Source organism: Arthrobacter sp. SAFR-044 (assembly GCF_051965175.1).
GTDB lineage: Bacteria > Actinomycetota > Actinomycetes > Actinomycetales > Micrococcaceae > Arthrobacter.
The window spans coordinates 167390-187155 of the sequence record NZ_JBQCMK010000005.1; the positions used below are offsets into that span (position 1 = coordinate 167390).

Below are 19766 nucleotides of genomic sequence, written 5' to 3' on the forward strand. Positions count from 1 at the left end.
CGGAATTGCCTAGACGTGCTCTGGCACGGTGCGTAACGACAGCTGGTTCCTGTAGTCCTGCGCCAGGTCCCGCAGCTGTTCGTCCGTCAGGTCCCTTACGCCGTGAAGGATGAAGGGGCTCAGCCATTGCATTCCGAGCCGGCGGGCTGTGGCTTGCAGCGGGATGAGGATGTCGTTGTAGTCCCACCCGTGGAAGCCGTCTGGGGAGTAAGCCTCCCCGGCGCCGCCGGTGCTGGTGGCAACCCGGAGTGTCTTGCCTGCAAGGGCTCCGGGTGACCCGGTGCCGTAGGCCCAGCCGCGGACAAGCACCTCATCGAGCCAGGTTTTGAGGAATGCCGGAGGCGCGTACCAGTGGGTTGGGTATTGCAGGACGATGTTCTCGGCCGCTTCCACCGCGGCCCTCTCGGCGGCAAGGTCGATGTGGCCGTCCGGGTACAGGCGTCTTAGGTCGTGCACCGTCAGATCCGGTGCATCCTCGAGCGCGGTTGCCAGGGCCCTGTTGATACGGGAAGCGGAAAGGTTGGGATGGTCCAGAAGGACCAGCGTCTTGTGATGTACAGCTGTCATGGTCGTGGTTCCATTTCATTGGAGGGGAAGCCGCAGCAGGGTGTGGACAGCGGTCGGTTCCACACTCTGCAGTCGGGTGGCAGGGCTGGGTTATTTGTTCAGGAAGCGGAGCAGGATTTCGTTGATCTCGCCACCGTGCGTCCAGAGCATGCCGTGCGGGGCGCGTTCGATTTCCACGTACTCAGCGGATGGAACACGCTTGGTGAACTGTCGGCCCGTTGCGCCTATTGGGAGGATGCGGTCCTCCGTTCCATGGACAATCAGGGCCGGGACGGTGATCTTCTCGACCTCGGCACGGAAGTCCGTCAGCCATGAGTCGACGACGGCGAACGAGGCGTACCAGGAGGAGCGGGCCGCAACGTTCCATGCGCGCGCAGGGCTTCCTCGCTGAGTCGGCTTCCAAGGGAGGTGTCCGTGTTGTAGAAATCCTTGTAGAAAACGGCGAACCAGGCGTAGCGGTCTTCGATGGCGGCGTTGCGGATGCCGTCGAACACTGAGGAAGGAACGCCGGTGGCGTTGTCCTCGGTTTGCAGGAGGAATGGTTCGAGGGAAGCAAGGAACGCTGCCTTGGCTATCCGTGCCTCGCCGTAGGTGCCGATGTACCGTCCCACTTCGCCGGTGCCCATCGAGAAGCCAACCAGGACGACCTCCTGCAGGTCCAGGGATTCGAGGACGGTGTTGAGGTCTGCAGCGAAGGTGTCGTAGTCGTAGCCGGTGGTCGGTTTGCTTGACCTGCCGAAGCCCCGGCGGTCGTAGGTGATGACGCGGTAACCGGCGTTCAGGAGGGCTGCGCTTTGCTTCTCCCATGACCCGCCATCCAGCGGGTAGCCATGGATCAGGACAACCGGCTGCCCCGTGCCGTGGTCCTCATAGTAAAGCTCGATGTCCGTGCTGTTTTCCGTACCGACTTTGATGAAACCCATTGTTCTGCTTCCGGTTACTTGTCCCGAACGGGTGCTTTTTCGGCCACTCGGTCCGGGTCACTGGATGGCCATCGACGGATTCGTAGAGGCTCTTGGAACGGGCGAGGCCGTCCATCAGGCTGGCTGGTCCACGGAAGGGAAGGCCGCCAATGTGCCAACCGTCAGTATGCAGTTCTTCGATGAGGACCCATACGACCTCGCGGAAAGCTTCGGATCCTTCAAACTGAACCATGACGTCGGTCAGTGCCGCCGCCATCCGGTGCTTTTCGTCTTCGGTGAAGACCCCGTCGACGAGCTTGACGTTTACGAAGGGCATTGCCTTCTCCTATTGTTGTGGATGCTCCGGTTTGCCCCGGTACGTCAAGCATCGTTCCTGGAAAGAATCAGCGGACCCGCTGATTCGGTCAGGAATCACACAATTAGCGTCAAGCTGTAGAAGTTACGCAGGGAGGTGGCCGCCGTCGCCGTGGCGCAGCATGAGTCGCTCGAGATATAAGGAGGGACTCATTCCGACTTTCTGCGTGAATACGCGCCTCAGTGTCTCTGCACTTCCGAATCCGGTTGCGGCTGCCGTTGCGGCAACAGTGGCTCTGCGTTGGAGCATTGCCTGTGCGGCTTCGATGCGTACCTTTTCGACATACCGGGCTGGACTGGTCCCGGTTGCCTCTTGGAACCTGCGGGTAAGGCTGCTGGCGCTGAGATTTGTCATGGCGGCCATGGCATCGATCGAGTAATCGGCGGCTGGTTCAGCTGTGATGCGGTCCAGCAGTTCCCTCAGGACGTGGTCCCGGGATGTGTTCGCGCTGACGGCAACCGAACGCTGTGATTGGCTGCCGGGCCGTTGGTTGAATATGACCATTTGCCGAACGACGGCGCGGGCTACTTCCGGACCATAGTCGTCCTCAACCATGAATAACGCCAGGTCCACGCCGGAACTGATGCCAGCGGAAGTGATGATCGGATCATCCTGCACAAACAACGCATCGGGGACCACGTTAACCAGGGGAAATGACTTTCTGAACCGCTCGACCTGGGTCCAGTGCGTTGTCGCGTTCCGGTAGTTCAACAAACCCGTGTGCGCCAGGAGAAAAGCGCCAGTGCAAACGGATGCAATCCTTGTGGCGTCGGTCGTCAGCTGGGCAACGGCGTCGACCAGTTCCTGCTCGAAGGGCTTGGCCACCATGCCGTAGGCCCCAGGAACGAGCACCGTTTCCAGGGCACCTGCCCGCGCGGCGGTGGTTTCCACCATCAGATAGTGGCCGTTTGCAGCCCGTTTGGCTTGGCCGTCCGCTGAAACCATGACCGTCTTATAGCCGGCGCCAAAGGCATTGGCATGATGGAACACGTCAGCTGGCCCGGCGATGTCCATCATCGTGACGTTGTCGTGGACCAGGAACCCGATGGTCCTGCCACGTTCACTCACTTCTCACCGCAGTCCTCGCATCCGGCGCTGCACACGCCTCCAGGCACTCCTTTGCGCGCCTTTCCAATCATGAATCCTGACCCGATAGTTCACAACAGGCCGCACTCTTTCCGCAGGTGCTCACCGGACTTACGGGATTGGCTCAGAAAGCAGGGCCTGGCGGCGTGAAGCGCGCGGCCCACCCGCGAATGCAACCGCTTGAGCAGCGGCTAGAAGGCGGGGTTGATTCCCTGGGCATGAGTTCTGCCCAGGTGAGCCTGCAGCAGCCCACCAGGCCAGGAGGATGGAGGTGCCTTCTCCGGGTTGCGCAGTGCCTGTTCTACGACTGTCTGGCCCAGGCACTGCTCGATCATCAGCCGGGGATACATCGCTTCGACCTCGGAACGGTGCTTCTCCGCGCGAGGCAGCAGGGTATCGTCCCCGAAGTCGGCCCGAACGCCGAGGCGGAGGTACCTTGCCACGGGTCCCCGGCGTTCAGCGATCTGAGGTGAGGTGTGTAGCGCAATCGCTTCCCAGACCGAGTCAACCCGGGTGGCTTTCCATCCGTAGGTGGTCAGGAACGCCGCGGCCGCGTCCGCACCTTCGACTTCAAACCGCTGGGGGCCGTCATACTCGTCGGCGGTCCCGGCATCGTGGAAAAGGGAAGCGACCCGCAGAGCTGCCACATCAACAGCGCAGTCCTCGTTTGCAGCGATGGCTCTGGCATACTCGAACACCCGGGCGCTGTGGTTGAAGACGGGCAGCTGCAAGAGCTGAACCAACAAATCCTCGGCAGCAGCAAGTACGGCGTCCTCGGTATTCATGGGAGTGGACCCTCTTGTACCTGAGTTCGTCATGTATCTTCCTTTTCGTGGCTGCGGGGTCGGCGTTTCACTCATCATCATGGACTACCCAAAACCAAACAGTCTGAAGTTCGTCGGACACCTCGCCTTAGCCTGGGCATTTCTTAGCGTAAAGGAATCCTCGCCTTGCGCCGCCAAGGACCGCGGAGAGGCTCCGCCACCTGTCCAGGGCTCGCGTACATTGGGGAGGCGGCGAAAAATCAGGCTTTCAGCCAATACCCCTGTCAGTGCGATCGGTCCGCCACCGGGGAACCCTGCCAGGGGAGGGGCGGCCGGAGCGCCGCAAGGCAACCGCATCCCGGATGCCTGCAGCCATCAGAGCGGATTTGTGAAATCAAGGAAGACGTTGTCAGCAAAGAGACCCTCAGGAAGCTCGCCGGTCTCCAGGAACTCAATGAACTTCCGCTACAGGACGGCCCGGGCCGCATCCGCGACTGGCTGATCTACGGGGGCGTTTCGAACTCTCTCCGGGCCGGATCCCTGCTCCATAGGGATCTTGGTGATCATCGTCCCGCTCATTCCGCTGCCATATTGGCCTGCAGAACCTCCATCGTCCTCGCCAGATCAGCCGTCGGAGTGACCTCGACGACCCGTGTTCCGGCTGACACAATGGGCACATGTCCCGGAGGGGCATAGTAGAAATCCCCGGCGACGAATTCTTCATCATGGTCTGAAGCGGAACGCAATCTTTCCGCTCCGGACCGTACCCCAGTGCTCACACTGGCACCGGTCCTCAGGCAGTCCGCGGAACAGTGGAGCGGAGTCCGCGTCGAGGTGGAACCGCTCGAACGCGACAGTGAACGGTCCCAGCTCGGCATGCCGGCCCTCCAGGGGCTCATCGCTGACGAGAACCGGTGCTTGCGCGTTGGTGATTTTTGAGTGACATACGGTTGCGCCGCAGGTGCTGGTTCCAGGGGAAGAGAGCGGAGCAGCGGTGCGGTCGCGTTCATCCGTCGTGGGGTGATGCGCACATTCCAGCAGTAGAGGCCGGTGGTGACGTCCCCTGCTTGAGAATGCTCCCGTTGGCCTGTTGAGGCATCATTCCCGGTTGCGGTGCCGTCGGAGCGCTTATGACCAGAAGTCGGACACTTGGGCAGTGTCCTCCGCCATCTCAAGGGCCTCCGTAACCTTGCCTCCGGAGATGGTGAACACGATGACCGTCCGCTGGTCCAGCGCCTTTCCGTCGCGCTCGGCGTGGTTGGACTGCACCCCGATCGTGTACCTGTCGCCCGCGGCAACATCGTCCAGGGTGAGCTTGAGTGTCCCCTCGGACCGTGAGAACAACTCACCGAAATACGCCAGGATTTCCCCGACGCCCTTTTTGTCTCCTGAAAGGCCACCGGTTCCACCGATATGCCAGATCGCATCCTCGGTGAATAGCTCCCGGAGCGTGTCCATGTCGCCTGCGACGAATGCGTCGTAGCCGCGCCGCACCAGTGCGACGTCTTCCTGTGCTCCCATTTCACACACCTCAGTCATCGTTGTGGGAATTTGGCGAGGCTACAGTAAGCCTAGGGCAGGGGCTTGTCGAGAGGCGAAGGGCCCGGGGCAGGACGGCAGTCTTCACATCCCGTATTCCTGTCGGTTATTGCTGGCAGATTCCAAAGATGGACGATGAGCTGCTGGTGGCCCCGGCTGCAACGATCAAAAAAATCGCCAACAGGACGGGTGTCCACGAGAACTTCCTCGGCAAACATGTGCCCCTTCCACTCGGGCACGAAGTCGGCGAACGTCGAGACTATACGGCCGGCGTAGACGCACTTTTCCGTGTTGATGCGCCTCGCGGCCGTCAAACGCCTGGGCATCGGTGGTACAGGCTCATGGACCTGGACCGGGCGGGAATCTACTGGCGGCTTGACCCGAGGCTGTCGGAGGACCAACAGACGGGAGTGGGTCTACTACCCGCAACGACATCCAGCAACGATGTTGAAGCCGACGGGGCCCGTCAGGAGCGGGTGTGAAGGTAGTGAAGAATTGCGCGCGCCGTTTGCTCCGGTGCGCTTATGTGTGGGCAGTGCCCTGTTGCCTGGAGCTGCACAAGGGTGCTGTGCTCCAGGTTCTGGTGCAGGTAGGCGCCCACTTCGGGCGGGGCTAGCCGGTCGTCGGAGCACTGCAGAATGAGGCAGTTGGTGTGCAGCTTTCTCAGTTCGGGGCGGGTGTCGGAGAAGAATGTTACTTCGGCGAAGTGTCGGGCGATGGCCGGGTCTGTCTGGCAGAAGCTGGCACGCAGGTCTTCCGCTAGTTCCGGCTCTTGGGGGTTGCCCATGATGATGGGTGCCAGGGCCGCGGCCCAGGCGAAATAGTCGCTGTCCAGAGCTGCCAGCAGGCCTACGATGTCTTCCCGGGAGAATCCGCCGATGTAGCCGTCGTAGGGGTCGTCCGTGTGGCGGGGTGAGGGAGCCAGCAGGATCAGGTGGGAAAAACGGGTGGGTTCCTGGTTTGCGGCGACGACGGCGATCATGGTGCTGACGCTGTGTCCGACCAGGATGACGTCCTCGAGGTCAAGGGCTGTGCAGATCTCCAGCAGATCCGTCGCATACCCTTTCAGGGATTCGTACTTTTCCCAGTCATAGGCGCTGATGTCGGAGTGTCCTGCACCAACGTGGTCAAAAAGCACCAGCCGGTACTCATTCATGAAGTAGGGGACCAGGTTCCGCCACATGGTTTGATCGCAGCCGAAGCCGTGGGCAAACATCAACACAGGCCCGTCCTCCCGGCCCATTAGGGTGACATTGTTCCGGGCGATTACCACAGCGTCTGCTTTGATCACTTTCTTACTTACCCTCACCTAGGGTGGCGTTCTTTCCCAGACTATCCACGGGAAACAGAGAAATCCTAGGGCTCCAGCCACTATGACCTTCACGGTGACGCCGATCCAGCCCATGGGAGACGACGTGCCTGCCGGGATTCCCAGGCCAGGCCGATCGAGCTCGGGGCCCAAGCTGGAACTCCGATACTGAACGCCCCGCCAATGTGATGCCTGGTTGCTGTCCTGTGGCGGTCCTAGGGCTTTGGATTCGTTCTTGCAGGGGACCAGCTGCTGGGTTGAGAGGCTGGAGTGCAACTTAGGGAACCAGCGCCGGGGTTCGGTAACTTCGTCCGGCTGCAGAAGTGATCATGCCACGCGGAAATTTCCGGTCCCCGGGGGCGGCGCGGCAGCGCCCTGGTTGTGCGGAGGATCCGCCCAGCTAACATCTCTCCCTCCAGAATGACACTAGGCGATCCAAGTGAAACCGCAGACCCGAGGCCGGTGCGTTCATGTCACGTCAGTGGGCCGTCTGGCTCACGAATCTCACGTCGGTTCCGGCGCCGATCTTCTGGGCGGATGTAGGAGTGTGAGACACCCTTTCGTGCATAGTGCTGCGGGCAATTCAGCCTTCTCAGTGGCCTTCGGAATACCTTGCCCCTGGGGAGCATCACGACCTGGCCGGTGCAGCCTCCCAGCTGGAGACGTGGCGTCTGCGGTACCTCATTCCGCTGCCCTCGTTGACGCGGGTCGGCCAACACCGCCCAGCGCCTGAATATTAAGGTGCAGTTTCGGAAATTCCTGCTGCGGTGGCCTTCACCTGTTCATGGGTCGGGGACCTTCTGAACCTTATCGTTGGGGAACAGGCGCAGAACTGGGTTTCGTTAGCTGTTGCGCTCCTTCACGGTTGAGCCGGGACTGACGACCGGAAGGTGTCAGTATTGGAAGTGAAGTAATTGTGCACATCGTAGAAGGTCAATTTCGGGGGCGCCGCAAAGCCCAGTTCCATGCTCAGAGGGCCGATCTTTTCCTGGGCGAAGGCGTCGAACTGCTCGCGGCTTTCCCACACATCGGTGACTTGGAATCCCTTATCCGTAGCGGTGGCCCAGTGGGATATTGAACCTGCGGGACCGGGACCGCCTGGGGTCAAGCCCATCTTCTTGTTGATCTCGTCGTATTGTTCAAGCGTCGTCCCGTCGAACTCCATGATGATTGCGACTGCCATGATCTTCTCCTTATTGGAGCGGGTCGGTTTTTTGGACCCGCAGGTGGTTGTCCGCCATGTCCAGCAAGGCGAATATAGAACCCCGGTCGAGGGGCTTATATACGTAATACTGCGTATGTCGGGAGCGGGCCAGATGGGGTAGCCCCAACCGCCGGCAGTCCCTTGAATGTGTTGAATCCCGTTCGCTAGCCTTGGGAAACCAGCCATTCGTTTTTGGGTGGGCAGAACAATGGATACTTTTGGGGACCTGGCCAGCGAGCTTGTCCGGCTGCCGGACCGCGGGACATATCTGAGAGCCGCCAGCGAGCTTCTCTCTAAGCTTTTCCCCTGTGATGGGCTTGCGTGGAATGAGTTGGACATGCGAGCGGTCCGGGCGGAGGTCTACGCGCGCCCCCAGACTCACCCATTCGGTGACCTTGCCCGGAAACTGCTTGAAAGTCGAAACGACCATCCGCTGGTTAGAAGCGATTTAGTTGACTCCATGACCGGGGTGTGGCGACCGCGCCGCCTCAGCGACGTTGTCTCCGACCGGGAGTTTTATGAATCGCGTCTTTACCGTGAGGGTTTCCGGGAAATGCGGATTAACCGCCAATTGTCACTGCGGGCCGCGCAGTTGGGCCCCGGAATTTTGCACAGTTGGGTCATGAACCGGTGGAACCACGATTTCAGCGACAAGGAAATGGACCTTGCCAGGGAAGTCCAACCCGTGCTGTGTCTCCTCGACACAGCCTATTCACATCCGCACACTTCAATGACGAACCCGTGGCCTGTTGACGCTTTTGGCCTGACGGACCGCGAGACAGAGATCCTGGCGCTTGTGGCGCAAGGCCTGAAAAGCACGGCAGTCGGCCATCTGCTGGGAATCAGCCCGCGGACAGTCACCAGACACCTGGAACACTCCTACGTAAAGCTCGGGTGCAACAACCGCGTGGATGCCGTCAGGCTGTTTACATCGACTTGCCGCCGTGCCCCGGGTACCAGTGACTTCCGCGCCCCGTGGTGAGCCGGGACATCCCCAGTCCCCGGCTCAGCTGGCCACATCCCTCGCACTTTATCGAACATGGTTTCCCGGGAACGTGCTTATCCGGCCGACCACCACCTTGCCGGACCAGACCTCGGGGTGTGCATCCACGACGTTGAGCATGCGGCTGAATCTTAACGTTTCCCCTTCGCTGAAGGAAGAACGACGACGGCGCTCAGCGCACGTAGTCAGCGCCAGTGATGTCGGTGGCAGCCCAGGCCGGTGCGGCGGCGTACGCAAGGATGTCCTCCCTCGCGGAGCCGCGTGCGATCCCCTTGGTCAGGGCGAGGAGTCCGCCTTTGGCAGCACCGTAGGCGCGGTGTTCGTCGTCGTCGCCCCGTGGGCGGAGCGGCTGGTGACGCATTTCAACCTTGGGCGCATGGAAATGCAGCAGCCGGGTCCGCCCCCAGTAGCGGCTGTCCGCAAACAAGTCATTGCCAAGCCTGGCAGGGGCTCTTGCTGGCCGGGTTAGGCTGCGGTGATTTCAAGGCTTCGTATCAATCCGTTGTGAAGGTTGAAGGTGTACTTCAGATCAGCAGTGGATCCGGGAAAGTTGCCTTCGAGGCGGTTCCACACGGCATATTGATCCGGCTCTGCCTGAGCGGCGCGCTGGAACGTGGTGGTGTACGCGTACTCTGTTGTGACGCTGGTGAGGAAGTGAAGTACTTCCTTTCTTGATGCATACCGGGTGCCATTATCGGTCACCTGCGGGTCTTCGATGAACACCTCAATTGTTTTCGGAGCCTTGCTGGCACGAAGGTAGGTCAAGATGCTTGTCGGCAGCTGGTGGCTCTGCAGGTCGAGCGGGGTGAAATTCGTGGACATGGGGTTCCTTATTCTTGAGACGGACGGACGGACGGACGGCCGGTAACGGCGTAGGTGTTAAAGGTGCTGCTTTCGGTCCGGTGCTCTAGGCCTGCTGTTCTGAGAGGAGTTCGAGGGTCAGGTCCCAAAGGCGTTCGGCGTGGGCGCTGTCCAGGGCATAGGGAGCGACACCGGTGTAGTCCGGACCGCGGTGGTCGACAAGGGGTGCTTCGTTGACGTCTTCGAAGTAGCGTCCTCCTATCCCTTCGAGAGCCGGTGCGGTGGCAACATACAAGGTCGTCGCTGCGCCCTGCTGCGGTGTTTTCCGGCGCTCGACGGGTGTGCGGAGTCCGCCGGTGTGGCGCTGCAGTTTAGTTGCTATCGCCCCCGGCATGACGGCGTTGGACGTGATCCCGTCATTGGCCCAGCGCCGGGTCAACCCCACTGCGAAAAGGGCTGCTGCTGTTTTCGATTGTCCGTAGGCGACGAAGGGGTCGTACGGGATGAAGTTGAAGTGGGGGTCATCGAAGAGGACGGGGGAGAAGAGGTGGCCGCTGGAGCTTAGGGATACGACGCGGGCGTTGCCGGCTTCGGTGAGAGCAGGGTGCAGGGCCTGGGCGAGCGCGAAGTGGCCGAGGTGGTTGGTGGCGAACTGCATTTCCCAACCTTCGGATGTCCGCTCCAGCGCTGGCAGCGCCATGATTCCTGCGTTGTTGACCAGGACGTCCAGCGGTCCGCGCCACTGATGAGCGAAATCGGCGATGGTTGCCATGTTGGCCAAATCGAGCCTGGCAAGATGAATGTTGTCGTTGCCTGTCCCGGCGCGCAGGTCTGCCACCACCGTGGCGGCCGCGTCCAGGTTCCGGACCGCGAGGGTGACCTCGGCGCCGATGGCGGCAAAGGCGCGGGCTGTTTCGATGCCAATGCCTGACGCGCCGCCGGTGATAACGACCCGTTTGCCGGTGAAGTCGATGCCGGCGCTGACATCTGAAGCGGTGGAATTGAATCCGAATCCTGAGTTGATGGATGACATGGTGTCTCTGCTTTCCAGGGGGAGTACTGATACTGGGAGCGCCTAGGCCGGCGATGACCGGCACTTCGCGGCGGTGCTGTTTCAGTGTGCTCCGGCTGGAAAAGGACAGGTAGATCCCCCTGCTTCATATGAATGCCAGGGCTACCCTCCGGGAATTACCCCTTCCAGGGTGTCACGGTGGGTTTCGACCGCCGGCTTCCTGGCGGGGTGGTCTTCAAGGCGTGATGTCCGCCCGGGAGATGGAGGCGAGGCGTTGCAGGGCCTGCTCGGACGGGCTTCCGGGTTTGGCATGGTGGATGACCAGCAGGTGCCCGTTGGTACCGCTGACACCGAGTTTTTCGTGGAATAGTTCCAGCTCGCCCACGACAGGGTGGTGCAGGAGGCGGTATCCGGAGACCTTTGGCCGCACGTCGTGGCGGTTCCACAATTGAAGGAAATACGCGCTGCGTTCAGCCAGGTCCATGACGAGCGATTTCAGCTGTGGGTCGTTGACATGCGAACCTGCGGAAGCGCGCAGGCCTGCGACGGCCTCCTGCATGACCGTTTCCCAGTCCTCGTAGAGCGCCTGCTCAGCCGGGTCGAGAAACGCTGCCCGCAGCACATTGGTGCCCGGGGCATTTCGAGGCGACAACGCTACGGCAAGGGGGTTGGCGGCGAGCACGGTCATGAACCGGTCCTGGACGAACGCCGGCACGTGTCCCAAAGTGACAAGCAGGTCCGAAAGCGCTGGGCTGACGCCCTCGGCGGCAGCAGGGACACCGGCAGGAGCGGCTAGCGGAGCCTGAGCGGTGGACGACTGGGCAAGCCGGTGCAGGTGCAGGGTTGACGGCGGATCCAGGCGTAAAGCGCGGGCCAGCGAGTCCAGGATCTGCGGAGAGGGATGGTGGTCTTTGCCCTGTTCCAAACGTACGTAGTAATCCACGCTGATTCCGGCCAGGCTGGCGACCTCTTCCCGGCGCAGCCCCGCCACCCGCCGTCGTCCATAGCTGACGAGCCCTGCCTGCTCGGGTTGTACCAATTGACGACGCGCCTTCAGGTACTCGCTCAGGGCAACATTCCTTCCCAAGGGGTCAGGCCCGGCGCCGTACGGAACTAACCAACGGGGTACGTGCCAATTCAGCCGGAGGGCGCGCCACCGAGGCCTGGTTATGTGCCATGGATTCAGCATACGGAATGCTGACGGACAGGACGGGCTCGAGTGGCCCCGCGGAGGCGCTGCTTCTCAGGTGGGGGGACAAAATCTGGGGCGTTGGACCTCGCTAAGCGTCATGCCTAAAGCCCCTGATGCCGCGCCACCTGCCATGGTTGTCTTGACGGCATGATCAGCAGAGATGCCGCCCTTCGGGCGGTAAAGGGCTTTCATACTGCAGCATGGTTCAGCATCGAGGCCTGCATGGTCTACCTGCTCTATGCGGGGTTTTCTGGAAAGAGCGATAGGCGCGCGGCGGTGGCTGCTGCAGTTGTGGGCGGGGAAACCCTGGTCTTCGTGGTGAACGGCTTCCGTTGCCCCCTTACCCCGCTCGCACAACGCCTGGGTGATCCCCATGGATCTGTAACGGACATTTACCTGCCGCGTTGGTTCGCCCATAACCTCCCGGCCATCCATGTACCCCTCATTGTCCTCGCTGTGGCCCTGCACAGAAGAAATTTCAGGAACCGCTCCGCAACGCAGCCCAGGCCTGGAAACCCCCGATAAGGTCAGTGGCACGGCTCAGCCCCAGCCGTTGCAGGGTGTGGGCAGCGAGGCTGGAGCTGTAGCCCTCGTTGCAGACCACCACAATCCGCCGGGCCGGGTCGTTGGCGATGGGGAGCCGGTGGGGGCTGGAAGGGTCCAGCCGCCACTCAAGAACGTTTCGGTCGATAACCACTGCTCCAGGAAGGTCACCGTCGCGCTCCCGTTGCTCGACCGGACGCGTGTCAACAACGAGGGCGCCCGCGGACATCTCCTGCTCAAGATCCGCGGGCTGGACCCGCTGAAGCCCGGCGCGGCTCTCTATCAGTAACTGCTCGATCGTGACGGTCGCAGGGGAACCGCCAGGATCCAGTCCGTGTTTGCCGCTCGTGGTGCCCTCGTTGGCGATATGGCGCTGTTCCATCATTTCCTCGCTTTGCCTGCTGATCTGGGACCCTAACAGTTCCACCATCAAGCGGAACGACGAGCCATATGCTCCTCGGTTCCCAGACTATGGCCAATAGCCCTGGTGACCGGCTGTTTGTGCACAGCCGTCTTGCCTGCATCAGGCGGCCTACCTAGCGACGGCGTTCCAGGAGCCACGATGGATCCACATCCGGTTCTTGGCGGTGCCGCAGCCTCCTGACCAAGATGATGATCGGCAGCAACAGCAGTTGCAGCAACCCGCCAGCGACCAGCAGAGCAACGACCAAGACGATAACCGGAAGGTAGAGGAGGAAGGCGCCGGTGATTGCGGCAAGATATCCGGCAAGGAACCCGAGGATCGTCCCGGTATCCATGACTGCTCCCAAGAACTAATCACCCTCAATGGGTGGCACTGAACTGTACGTGGCGTGGCCCTGAGCCGGCGGCACTGAACCGCGGGACCAATTTGCGGGCGGTGCAGGACTTCAATGGCGGACTTTTCTGAGTCTCAGCCGGCGCCGCCGGCCAGGGCTTTGGCCTGTCACGGAACGGACCCGGCGCCATGGCCTGTGGGACCGGGGAGTGGTAGGCGCAGCGGGAGGTGGCGCTGAAGCTACCAGCGAAGAGCCTCTTCTGCGGCGGCGTAGCTTCATCAGGACGAAGGCAGTCCCGCCAACCCAGGCGAAGGCAGCAAGGAGTATCAGGACGACGGCGTCAACCGTGTTCATGACGGACACTTCGAGGAAAGCGCGGGATGCATCCGCGGAAGCCTGTGCGGGGGGTTGGGTCAGCGCTGGTAATCATGGGCCTGGCTCTTGCTGGCTGCCGATTCGGCTGGCTGCATAACCCGGTACGTCAAGTTTCCGCTCATCCGGCAAAGGAGGCAAGGGCACAATCATGCCGGTGCCGGCGCCGGGCCACGCAGGCGCCGGCTTGGAAGCGGGGCGGGTTTCCCCGGCTGAGCGTTCGACGGCGTGGGCTGCTTTCGGGTGATCGGGGGCCCGGCCGCCGTGGCCCAGGCCTGCCCAGGCCTGCTGGGCAGCCAACCCAGCTTCCGAAGGTTACGTCCCCTTTCCTGCCTGCCTCACCGGGGACTTGTGCCCGGGCGCCTGTCCGGCTGCCACTGGCCTGTCACCGCCGCGGCGCAGGCTGAGCATCACCAGGCCGGCAGCGAGCAGGCAGCATGCCAGGAAGATGGACGTGGCAAGGAAGCTGCCGTGCGTCAGGTCCTGCAGGTAACCACCCACGTAGGGTCCGACGAATCCGCCGAGGTTGCCAACTGCGTTGATCAGGCCCATGGCGGTGCCGGCGACGGCCACCGGCATGGCACGGGATGCGGACGCCCAGAACGGGCCGTCGTAGGCAAGGGCGCCGGCGACGGCGATGCTGATCAGGGTGACCGCAAGGAACGGAAGGTTGTCTCCGGTTGCGACCGAGATGACCAGGGCGACAGCACCCACGGCCATCGACAGCAGCACGTGGGTGGAGTAGCGGCCGGAACGGTCGGCTGCTTTGGCGTTGTACCAAAGGCCGAACATCGCCAGAACATAAGGAATGGCGGTGATCAGGCCCACCTCTATGGAAGATCCGGAGGTGATCGTCTTGATCACGTGGGGGAGCCAGATGTTGATGCCGTAGAAGCCGATCTGGATGAGGAAGTACACCAGCGTCAGCCGCCACACCACTGCGTTGGACAGGACGTGGCGGAGGCCGAGCTTTTCCTGCTGGGGATGCGCTGCAGCATCAGCGGCCAGGCCCTTTTCGATGTAGTCACGCTCCTCGATGGAGCACCACTTCGCTTCGCGGGGGTGGTCGGCGATCAGGGCCCACCACAGGGGTGCGGCGATAACGAACGGGAAGATGCCTTCGATGATGAACAGCCACCGCCAGTCCGAGAACGACAGGATCCACCCGGAGAGGGGCGCGGTGATGATCGAAGCGATGGCGATGTTCATCATCCAGAACGCGTAGGCCCGGGCCCGTTCGGCGGCGGGGAACCAGTGGCTGATCAGGACAAGGATCGCGGGCCAGATCCCGGCCTCGGCGACGCCAAGGAAGAAGCGCACCACGAGCAGCTGGGTGAAGTCCTGGATGAACCCGGAGAGGACAGCCAGGACGCCCCAGACGAGCACCATGATTCCCACGAACTTCTTGGCACTCCAGTGTTCGGCGAGGTGGCCGCCGGGTATCTGCAGGACGAGGTAGCCGATGAAGAAGATACCGGCGGCCAGTCCCTGTTGGGCGGCGTCTATGCCCAGGTCCTGGTGGAGGCCGTTAAGGGCGAACCCAATATTGGTCCTGTCCATGAACGAGATGATGTAGACGATGATTGCGACGGGAATCAGCCTTTTCCAGCGGGCATTGCCCACTGCCGGTGCTGACGTAACGTTGCGTGCCATCGGAATTGCTCCTTTGCAATATGGCCTGTCAGAAAGCACCCCCAGCGTGCTGTTGCTCTCCCGCGGACCCAGGCTGGCCAGCTTTCCGTGCAGGACGGAAGGAGCAGGACTGTTGGGGGGGCTGCGAGCGCGGCGAAATCCAGATGCGTCGGTTTGCGGCGGTCCTCCCACACGAACCACTCTATTATTCAACGGCAACTATTGCGTTAACGCAAGGATCTCCTTCCGTCCTGTCGGTCAGCCCGTTCTCGCACGGGCTTCCGGTGATCGGAGTGCCGGGAGCCGGGCAACGGCGTGTCGCTGTGGCGCGAGCGTCCGTGCTCGAGTTGCAGGGCGCAGTGGATAAGGGGGAAGTGGCTGAAAGCCTGTGGCATGTTTCCGAGTTGCCGGTTCTTCCCCGGGTCCCATTCCTCGCTCAGCAGGCCTACGTCGTTTCGGAGGGTGAGCAGGCGTTCGAAAAGCTCCGTGGCCTGCTCCTTGCGGCCGATCCCCAGCAGCGCGTCCACGAGCCAGAAGGAGCAGGCCAGGAATACTCCTTCGGTCCCGGGGAGCCCATCATTGCTCGCCTCGGGGTGGTAACGCAGAACAAAACCATCCTGCGTGAGGTTTTTCTGGATGGCCTCGACGGTGCCCACGACGCGCGGATGGTCGTGCGGGAGGAACCCGACGCGGGGGATGAGCAACAGGCTGGCGTCGAGTTCGGTGCTGCCGTAGGACTGGACGAAGGTGTTCTGTTTTTCGTTGAAGCCGTGGGTCATGACGTCGTCGTGGATGTGCTCCCGCAGCGCGGCCCAGCGATCCCGGGGACCTGGCAGCCCGAATTGCTCTACTCCCTTGACCATCCGGTCTGCGGCCACCCAGCACATGACTTTCGAATGGGTGTTGTGGCGGCGTGGTCCGCGCATCTCCCAGAGCCCATTGTCGGGCTGGTCCCAGGCCCCTTCGAGGTATTCCATGAGGGCGACCTGGATATCCCAGGAATCGTCGGCGGTGTCCGGGAAGGCCGCCCGCGTAAGGGAGAGCCCGTCCAGGACCTCGCCCCATACATCAAGCTGGAGTTGCGGTGCGGCTGCGTTGCCGATCCGGACAGGTTTGGAGCCTTCGAACCCTGACAGCCATGGCAGTTCGGTTTCGGGGAGGCGGCGGGTGCCGTCGATCCCATACATGATCTGAAGGTCGGCGGGGTCGCCCGCGACGGCGCGGAGCAGCCATTCGCGCCAGGCGGCGGCTTCTTCGGTGTAGCCTCCGGCGAGCAGTGACTGCAGGGTCAGGGTTGCGTCCCGGAGCCAGCAGAACCGGTAGTCCCAGTTCCTGGATCCGCCGGGGTCCTCGGGGAGTGACGTAGTGGGTGCGGCCACGATGCCGCCTGTGGGGGCAAAGATGAGCCCTTTGAGGGTGATTATGGACCGCTCGACCGCGTCCTTGTACTTTCCGTCCAGCCTGCTGCGGCCGGTCCATTTCTGCCAGAACTCCTTCGTTACCCGCAGCGCCGTGTCTGGATCGGTTGGGCGCGGGGCTGGTTTGCTGCTCGGAACCCAAGTCAGCACGAAGGGCACCTGTTCGCCGGCCCGGACGGTGAATTCGCTGACCGTGCGCATGTCCCTGCCTTGCAGCGGGGCTGCGGTGGTGAGGTAGGCGGCGTCCGGACCTGCGATGGCGCTCAGGCCGTGATCATTGCGCCGCACCCACGGCACGATGTGCCCGTAATCGAAGCGCAGACACAATTCCCCATACATCTGCACGCTGCCGCTTATCCCTTCGACGATACGCACCATGTCCGCGGCGTCGTCGCGGATGGGCATGAAGTCGATGACTCTCACGCTTCCATTGGATGTTTCCCATTCGGTTTCGAGGATCAGGGTGCCCGGGCGGTACTGGCGGCGGGTGCACTTATGTGCTCCGGCGGGGGCCAGGAGCCACCGGCCGGCGGCCGGGGTGTCCAGTAAGGCTGCAAAGCAGGCGGGGGAGTCGAAATTGGGCAGGCATAACCAATCAACTGACCCGGCTGTGCTGATCAGAGCCGCCGTGTGCAGGTCCCCCACGAGTGCGTAATCGCTGATGTCAGACATGGCTGCCCTTCCTTGTTATAGCGTTGCGCGGTTGGAGTGGGAGGGGTACAGGGCGGCGGCCGGCCCCGCGCACGGCCACGATGGCCGCAATCACCGCCGCTGCGACGCCGGCCGCAGCCAGGATCGGGCGGGTTCCTCGTCTCGTCCTGGACACCGTGACGGGGTGGACGTGCCCGGGTGCGCCGGTGTGGCTGATTTCGTTGGCTGGCACGTCCCAGTCGGTGGGGGAGGGGAAGGTTCCTGCCGGGAGTTTCTTTTGGCGGAGCTTCCGGCGGGAGGCGAGGCGGTCACGGACGTTCTTGTTGGGGGCGGACACGGCATCGTCCGCCGCGATGGCTGCCGGGAGGTCGATGATGTAGGGCTCGCCGTAATAGGCCGAGGAGGCTACGGATTCAAGCCACGTGGCGGGCGGTGTCTCAACACCTTGGGTGGCGAAGGCGGACCGCAGGCTTTCCAGGATCTCGTGCAGGCTTTTGCCTTTGGCGTTGTTGGTAACGTCGAAGATGGCCAGCTGGAGCCTTAGCTTGGCTTCTGCGGCCGGGTCCTTGGCGGCGGGATCCTGCCCGGTGGGATCTGCGCTGAGGGGCTTTGCGTTGACGGGGCCGGCCTTGTGTGGGTCGCTGCTCATGGGGTTCCTTTCGGTCATGGTTCAGCCCCCTACCTGGTCCACCGTGAAGGCGGCCAGGAATCCGGCGGCGGCGATGAGGCCGGTGAGCAGGTGGTGCTCCTCGAAGGCCTCAGGAATCATCGTGTCGGCCAGCATGGCCAGGATGGCTCCCGCCGCCACCGCGGTAATGAAGGCCACAACTTCCCCCGGTGCATCCTGCAGGACCAGGAAACCGATCAGGGCGGCGATCCCCGACAGGACGGCGATGCCCACCCAGACCCCAAACACGTATTTGGCACTGCGGCCTGCCTTTTTCATGCCCGCCGTGCTGGAGAGGCCTTCCGGGACGTTCGAGATGAACACGGCCGCCAGCATGGCAGGGCTGACGGCGCCGGCAGTCACCAGGCCCACGCCCAGGACCACTGATTCCGGGATCCCGTCCAGCAGGGCCCCGACGGCGATGGCGGTCCCGCTGCCTGGCTTCTGTTGTTCCGATGGCTGTTTCCCGCCCGACCGTTTGCGGTGCTTGGCTCCTTTGAGGGCAAGCAATGCGTTCGCAGCGACGTAGACGACGGCGCCGGTGGCGAATCCGCCGATGGTCGGCCACAGGCCACCGCCGTTGACGGCTTCTTCCACCAGTTCAAAGGCAAGGGCCGAGATCAGCACACCGGCGCCAAAGGACATCACGGAAGACACCACCTTGGCGGGGATCTTCCACTTCCACGCCAGCGCGCAACCCACCACCAGTGCTGCCCCGGCGATAGTGCCCCACATCCAGGCCTGCAGCCACATCGGCATCAGGCGACACCCGCCGTCGGACGTTTCCTCAGGCTATTGCCCACGTTCTTCACTGTTCAGTCCTCTCGTATAGCCGGCCGGGACACCTTAGGGGACCCGGTATTGCTCAGCATCGCTACTGCGGAACTGCAGCCCGTTGCCGGGGCCGTCGCCGGGGCATATCCACCCTCCGGCGGGGTCCAAGGTTCCGTCGAAAAAGAGGTCCTCGATGCGGACGTGGTCGTGGAACCACTCCAGGTGGCGGAAGTTGGGAGTGGCAACGGCGACGGCGGCGCTGAGGTGGGGAGCGCAGTGGCCGGAGAGCTCCAGGCCGTGGGCGGCGGCCACAGCAGCGATGCGTAACCATTCGCTGATCCCTCCACACCTGCTCACGTCCGCCTGGAGGCAGTCGATGGCATCGGCCGCGCACATACGCTGGAAGTAGGGGAGCCCGGTCCCATATTCGCCGGCGGCGACATCCGCTTCCACGGCGTTCCGGACAACCCTGAGCCCGGCCAGGTGGTCACTGGAGACCGGCTCTTCGAACCAGGTCACGTTCTCGGCAGCAACCGCCTGCATGACGCGGATCGCCTGCTTGGCGGTATAGGCGCCGTTGGCGTCAACGAAGAGTTCCGTGCCAGGGCCGACGGCGGCACGCGCCTGGCGGATGCGCGCCAGGTCCCGCGGCACGTTGGTTCCGCCATCCTGGCCGACCTTGATCTTCACCCGCGGGATGCGCTGGCCAAGGGCCCAGCCCTCCAGCTGCTTCCGCAGCTGGTCTTCGGAATAGGTAGTGAACCCGCCGCTGCCATAGACGGCCACCTGGTCCCGGACGGCGCCGAGCAGCTGGTGCAGCGGCAGGTCCAGGAGGCGGGCTTTCAGGTCCCAGAGCGCGCAGTCGACGGCGGACACGGCATAGGAGGCCAGCCCGGTGCTTCCCGGGTTGCGCACCGCACGTGCCATCGCCGCCGCCGCTGCGGGCACGTCCAGTGCGTCCACGCCGCAGACCGCGGGGCCGAGGAGTTCCTCCACCAGCCCCGCCGCTGCGGCGGGAGCATAGGTCCAGCCCAGGCCGGTTTTCCCGCCCGCTGCTGCCTGGACCAGCACCATGGTGGTGGAGTCCCAGCTGAACGTGCCGTCCGCTTCCGGACCGTCCGTGGGGACGGTGTAGGCCGCTGCCCGGACGGCGGTAACGGGAGCGTCCGTTTGGCTCGTGGCGCGACTTGCCAAGG

Annotated in this window: 21 protein-coding genes and 1 pseudogene; 3 read left to right on the forward strand and 19 right to left on the reverse strand. The window is 62.9% G+C overall.

Annotated elements, in window-relative coordinates:
- Positions 1 to 9: 9 nt before the first annotated feature.
- The 5 genes and pseudogenes from ACTHQS_RS09945 to ACTHQS_RS09965 form a co-directional block, all read right to left on the reverse strand.
- A complete protein-coding gene (locus ACTHQS_RS09945) occupies positions 10 to 567 on the reverse strand; it encodes an NAD(P)H-dependent oxidoreductase (protein ID WP_440168223.1) in 558 nt (185 codons plus the stop codon).
- A 90-nt stretch (positions 568 to 657) separates the two neighbouring features.
- Positions 658 to 1490: pseudogene (locus ACTHQS_RS09950) on the reverse strand (alpha/beta fold hydrolase).
- Positions 1435 to 1806, reverse strand: a complete 372-nt coding sequence (locus ACTHQS_RS09955) for a tautomerase family protein (protein ID WP_440168225.1) — start codon at positions 1804 to 1806, stop codon at positions 1435 to 1437. Before ACTHQS_RS09955 ends, ACTHQS_RS09950 begins: the two are co-directional and overlap by 56 nt.
- Before the next feature lie 123 nt (positions 1807 to 1929).
- Positions 1930 to 2913: a GlxA family transcriptional regulator gene (locus ACTHQS_RS09960; RefSeq protein ID WP_440168227.1), complete on the reverse strand. Its 984-nt coding sequence runs from the start codon at positions 2911 to 2913 to the stop codon at positions 1930 to 1932.
- A 209-nt stretch (positions 2914 to 3122) separates the two neighbouring features.
- A complete protein-coding gene (locus ACTHQS_RS09965; RefSeq protein WP_440168229.1) occupies positions 3123 to 3749 on the reverse strand; it encodes an HD domain-containing protein in 627 nt (208 codons plus the stop codon).
- A gap of 717 nt (positions 3750 to 4466) precedes the next feature.
- On the opposite strand from ACTHQS_RS09965, the gene ACTHQS_RS09970 reads away from it, so the two are divergent.
- Positions 4467 to 4634 carry a hypothetical protein gene (locus ACTHQS_RS09970; RefSeq protein WP_440168231.1) on the forward strand — a complete coding sequence of 56 codons (168 nt, stop codon included), beginning with the start codon at positions 4467 to 4469 and terminating at the stop codon, positions 4632 to 4634.
- Positions 4635 to 4823: 189 nt separating this feature from the next.
- Here ACTHQS_RS09970 and ACTHQS_RS09975 read toward each other — a convergent pair whose 3' ends face one another.
- Complete coding sequence (locus ACTHQS_RS09975; RefSeq protein ID WP_440168233.1) at positions 4824 to 5216, reverse strand: nuclear transport factor 2 family protein; 393 nt, start codon at positions 5214 to 5216, stop codon at positions 4824 to 4826.
- 146 nt (positions 5217 to 5362) lie between these two features.
- Here ACTHQS_RS09975 and ACTHQS_RS09980 point away from each other — a divergent pair, with 146 nt between their 5' ends.
- Complete coding sequence (locus ACTHQS_RS09980) at positions 5363 to 5716, forward strand: hypothetical protein (RefSeq protein ID WP_440168235.1); 354 nt, start codon at positions 5363 to 5365, stop codon at positions 5714 to 5716.
- On the opposite strand, the gene ACTHQS_RS09985 is transcribed toward ACTHQS_RS09980, so the two are convergent.
- Complete coding sequence (locus tag ACTHQS_RS09985; protein ID WP_440168236.1) at positions 5701 to 6525, reverse strand: alpha/beta fold hydrolase; 825 nt, start codon at positions 6523 to 6525, stop codon at positions 5701 to 5703. The genes ACTHQS_RS09980 and ACTHQS_RS09985 overlap by 16 nt on opposite strands.
- Before the next feature lie 877 nt (positions 6526 to 7402).
- The gene (locus ACTHQS_RS09990) at positions 7403 to 7726 is read right to left on the reverse strand and encodes a hypothetical protein (protein WP_440168238.1); all 324 of its coding nucleotides are present in this window, start codon (positions 7724 to 7726) and stop codon (positions 7403 to 7405) included.
- Positions 7727 to 8207: 481 nt separating this feature from the next.
- Here ACTHQS_RS09990 and ACTHQS_RS09995 point away from each other — a divergent pair, with 481 nt between their 5' ends.
- Entirely contained in the window at positions 8208 to 8729 is a 522-nt protein-coding gene (locus ACTHQS_RS09995) for a response regulator transcription factor (RefSeq protein ID WP_440168240.1), read from the forward strand.
- Positions 8730 to 8922: 193 nt separating this feature from the next.
- On the opposite strand, the gene ACTHQS_RS10000 is transcribed toward ACTHQS_RS09995, so the two are convergent.
- The 11 genes from ACTHQS_RS10000 to ACTHQS_RS10050 form a co-directional block, all read right to left on the reverse strand.
- Positions 8923 to 9111 carry a hypothetical protein gene (locus ACTHQS_RS10000; RefSeq protein WP_440168242.1) on the reverse strand — a complete coding sequence of 63 codons (189 nt, stop codon included), beginning with the start codon at positions 9109 to 9111 and terminating at the stop codon, positions 8923 to 8925.
- A 104-nt stretch (positions 9112 to 9215) separates the two neighbouring features.
- Entirely contained in the window at positions 9216 to 9572 is a 357-nt protein-coding gene (locus ACTHQS_RS10005; protein ID WP_440168243.1) for a hypothetical protein, read from the reverse strand.
- 85 nt (positions 9573 to 9657) lie between these two features.
- Positions 9658 to 10584: an SDR family NAD(P)-dependent oxidoreductase gene (locus tag ACTHQS_RS10010; RefSeq protein WP_440168244.1), complete on the reverse strand. Its 927-nt coding sequence runs from the start codon at positions 10582 to 10584 to the stop codon at positions 9658 to 9660.
- Between the two features lie 214 nt (positions 10585 to 10798).
- Positions 10799 to 11602, reverse strand: coding sequence for a helix-turn-helix transcriptional regulator (locus ACTHQS_RS10015; RefSeq protein ID WP_440168246.1), 804 nt, complete (start codon positions 11600 to 11602; stop codon positions 10799 to 10801).
- 631 nt (positions 11603 to 12233) lie between these two features.
- The gene (locus tag ACTHQS_RS10020; protein WP_440168248.1) at positions 12234 to 12683 is read right to left on the reverse strand and encodes a rhodanese-like domain-containing protein; all 450 of its coding nucleotides are present in this window, start codon (positions 12681 to 12683) and stop codon (positions 12234 to 12236) included.
- Between the two features lie 151 nt (positions 12684 to 12834).
- Positions 12835 to 13056 carry a hypothetical protein gene (locus tag ACTHQS_RS10025; protein ID WP_440168250.1) on the reverse strand — a complete coding sequence of 74 codons (222 nt, stop codon included), beginning with the start codon at positions 13054 to 13056 and terminating at the stop codon, positions 12835 to 12837.
- Between the two features lie 687 nt (positions 13057 to 13743).
- Complete coding sequence (locus ACTHQS_RS10030; protein ID WP_440168252.1) at positions 13744 to 15081, reverse strand: MFS transporter; 1338 nt, start codon at positions 15079 to 15081, stop codon at positions 13744 to 13746.
- A gap of 206 nt (positions 15082 to 15287) precedes the next feature.
- Positions 15288 to 17150, reverse strand: coding sequence for a glycoside hydrolase family 15 protein (locus ACTHQS_RS10035; protein WP_440168254.1), 1863 nt, complete (start codon positions 17148 to 17150; stop codon positions 15288 to 15290).
- On the reverse strand, positions 17143 to 17778 hold the full coding sequence (locus ACTHQS_RS10040; protein ID WP_440168256.1) for a hypothetical protein: 636 nt from the start codon (positions 17776 to 17778) through the stop codon (positions 17143 to 17145). Before ACTHQS_RS10040 ends, ACTHQS_RS10035 begins: the two co-directional genes overlap by 8 nt.
- Positions 17779 to 17799: 21 nt before the next feature.
- Positions 17800 to 18555, reverse strand: a complete 756-nt coding sequence (locus ACTHQS_RS10045) for a ZIP family metal transporter (RefSeq protein WP_440168258.1) — start codon at positions 18553 to 18555, stop codon at positions 17800 to 17802.
- An 87-nt stretch (positions 18556 to 18642) separates the two neighbouring features.
- Positions 18643 to 19764 carry an enolase C-terminal domain-like protein gene (locus ACTHQS_RS10050; protein ID WP_440168260.1) on the reverse strand — a complete coding sequence of 374 codons (1122 nt, stop codon included), beginning with the start codon at positions 19762 to 19764 and terminating at the stop codon, positions 18643 to 18645.
- Positions 19765 to 19766: the final 2 nt, after the last annotated feature.